At 69.1% G+C, this 2,559-nt stretch carries 2 protein-coding genes; one reads left to right on the forward strand and one right to left on the reverse strand.

Annotated elements, in window-relative coordinates; translation table 11 throughout:
- Positions 1–25 precede the first annotated feature (25 nt).
- Positions 26–703 carry a PEP-CTERM sorting domain-containing protein gene (locus PKE44_RS18100; RefSeq protein WP_324554035.1) on the reverse strand — a complete coding sequence of 226 codons (678 nt, stop codon included), beginning with the start codon at positions 701–703 and terminating at the stop codon, positions 26–28.
- A gap of 329 nt (positions 704–1,032) precedes the next feature.
- Here PKE44_RS18100 and PKE44_RS18105 point away from each other — a divergent pair.
- Positions 1,033–2,559: TIR domain-containing protein (locus PKE44_RS18105; protein WP_324554037.1), on the forward strand; the 1,527-nt coding region annotated here is incomplete at its 3' end.

Below are 2,559 nucleotides of genomic sequence, written 5' to 3' on the forward strand. Positions count from 1 at the left end.
GCGGATCACCCGCGGTGTCGGCCGATCAGCGGCGCGTGCGACGGCGGGCGAGCAGGCCGAGGCCGCCGAGCAGCAGCGCGGCGCTGGCCGGTTCCGGCACGTCGGTGCTGATGGCGTTCGGGTTGAAGCCGGTGCCGGGGTCCATCGGCGAGCTGCTGGTGCTGCCGGCGTTGATCCAGACGCCGTCGATGTAGAAATCGGCGTTGTTGCTGGCGCCGTAGAGCACCGGGCCGCCGAGGCTGCCGTTCATCGTGGCGGTGACGCTCAGGTATTCCCACTGGCCGGTCAGCGTCGAGCTGCTGCCGATGGCCGTGGTGCTGCCGCTGTTCCACGCGAGCACCAGGTGCGCGCTGCCGCTCAGCGCATAGACCCAGGCGCTCAGCGTGTAGGTGCCGGTGTAGCCGCCGTTGTACTGGTACAGGCCGTCGTTGGTGTTGCCGGTGATGCGCGCGCTGTGATCGCCCTCGACCACCGGCGCACCCGCCCATGTGCTCGTCACCGGCCCGGTGTTGGAGTACTGGTTCCAGCCCGTCAGCGACGAGAAGGTGCTCACGCCGCTGCCGGAATTGGTCGGGGTCGTGCTGCCGGACTCGAAGTTGCCGTTGCTGAGCAGGTTGCCGGTCTGGTCGACCAGCGGCAGCGCGACGGCCGTGCTGCCTGCGAGCGTGGCCAGCAGCAGGCCGGTGAGGGAAAGGGATTTCATCAGGGAGCCTCTCAAGCGACCGGGTCGATTCCCGGACTGTCGTTGCGGTCAATTCCGGTCGCTGATTAGCAATCATCGTTCCATTTCTGGATGCGAAAAATTCCCCTTGCCGGGCAATGGTTTGCCGGCAGGGTCCGCGGCTGTAACAAGTGCCGGTAAAATTTTCCAACACCTCCGGCATGGATTTGCCTGCGGCGCAGCAGCCCTGTCTCCGGATGGCCGGCCGGCTGCACGCAGCCGAAGCCCGCCCCGCAGCCCCCGCGCATTGTCCCGTCGCAGCCCCGGCCGCTACGCTCGGCGGCGCAGCAGGGAACAGGGGAGGGCGGACGATGCCGGGCAAGGTGTTCATCAGTTACAGCCGTGAGGATGCCGACTGGCTGGCACTTGCGACCGAGCATCTCGGTGCCATCGAACTGGAGGTCTGGGACGACACCCGCATCGGACCCGGTGAGGATTGGTTGCCGGCGATCGAGCGGGCAATGGCGGAATGTCAGTTCGCGCTGTTGCTGGTTTCTGCTTCGTATCTGAGTTCGCCTTTCATCAAACGCACCGAAATCCCGGCGCTGCTGCAGCGTCGGGCTGCGGAAGGGCTGACGGTCATTCCGGTACTCGTGCGGCCGTGTGCATGGTCGAAGGTTGACTGGCTGGCCCGGATCAACATGCGCCCGAAAGGCGACAAGGCCCTGAGCCGCCTCGGCAAGCCAAAGGCCGAAGCCGAGCTGGCCGCGCTGGCCGGAGAAATCGCCGGGCGGTTGGCGACCGCCGCTGCAGCCAGGCAGCGAGAGGCGCCGCACGTCGATCTCCACCACCTCCCCGAAGGCGCCGCCGATTTCTTCGGCCGCGGTGCCGACCTCGAATGGCTCGATGCGCAGTGGCAGACGGCCGGTGCGGTGTCGGTGGCGGTGCTGGTGGCGCCGGGTGGCACCGGCAAGACCTCGCTGCTGCGGCGCTGGCTGCAGCGGCTGAAGGTGAACGGCTGGGGCGGGGCGCAGCGGGTGTTTGCGTACAGCTTCTATCGGCAGGGCGTCAACGATGCCGGGGCGGGGACGGCGACCGACGAGCCGTTCCTGAACGCGGCGCTGGCGTTCTTCGAGGTGCGCTGCGAGGCGCAGGCCAGCGCCTGGGATCGCGGGCGGCATCTGGCGCAGGCGCTGATGGCGCAGCGGGCGCTGCTGGTGCTCGATGGCGTCGAGCCGCTGCAGGACGCCGGTTCGTACCGGCTGCGCACCGAGGGCCTGAAGGCGCTGCTGACGACGCTGGCCGATGCCGGCCGGCAGTCGCTGTGCGTGCTGAGCACCCGCGCCGAAATCGCCGACCTGCAGCACTACGGCGCCGATGGCGCGGTGCGCCGCCACCGGCTCGACAACCTGTGCGCCGCCGATGGCGCGCGGCTGCTGCACCGGCTCGGCGTGTGCAGGATCGGCGGGCAGACGCTGAGCGAGGACGAAGCCGCGCAGGACGCCACGTATCGCGACGCCAGCCAGAGCTTTGGCGGTCACGCGCTGACGCTGCACATCCTCGGCCTGTACCTCGCCAGCCGCCTGCAGGGCGACCTGCGCCGCCTCGACCGCGCCGCCCTGCTGAAAGCCGACGCTGCCTGCAAGCCACATCCGCACCACGCCTTCCACGTCATGCACGCCTACGAGTGCTGGCTCGAACAAGGCGGCGAGCACGGCGCCCGCCAGCTCGCCGTGCTGCGCCTGCTCGGCCTGTTCGACCGCCCGGCAACGCCGGATTGTGTGCAGGCACTGCGCGAGCCGGCGATTCCGGGGCTGACGGATGTCCTGCAAGGGCTTTCGGACGAGGACTGGAATGCGCTGCTGCATGAACTGCGCACGGCGGGGCTGGTGCAGACG

The sequence above is a fragment of the Plasticicumulans sp. genome, assembly GCF_035331805.1.
Lineage (GTDB): Bacteria > Pseudomonadota > Gammaproteobacteria > Competibacterales > Competibacteraceae > Plasticicumulans.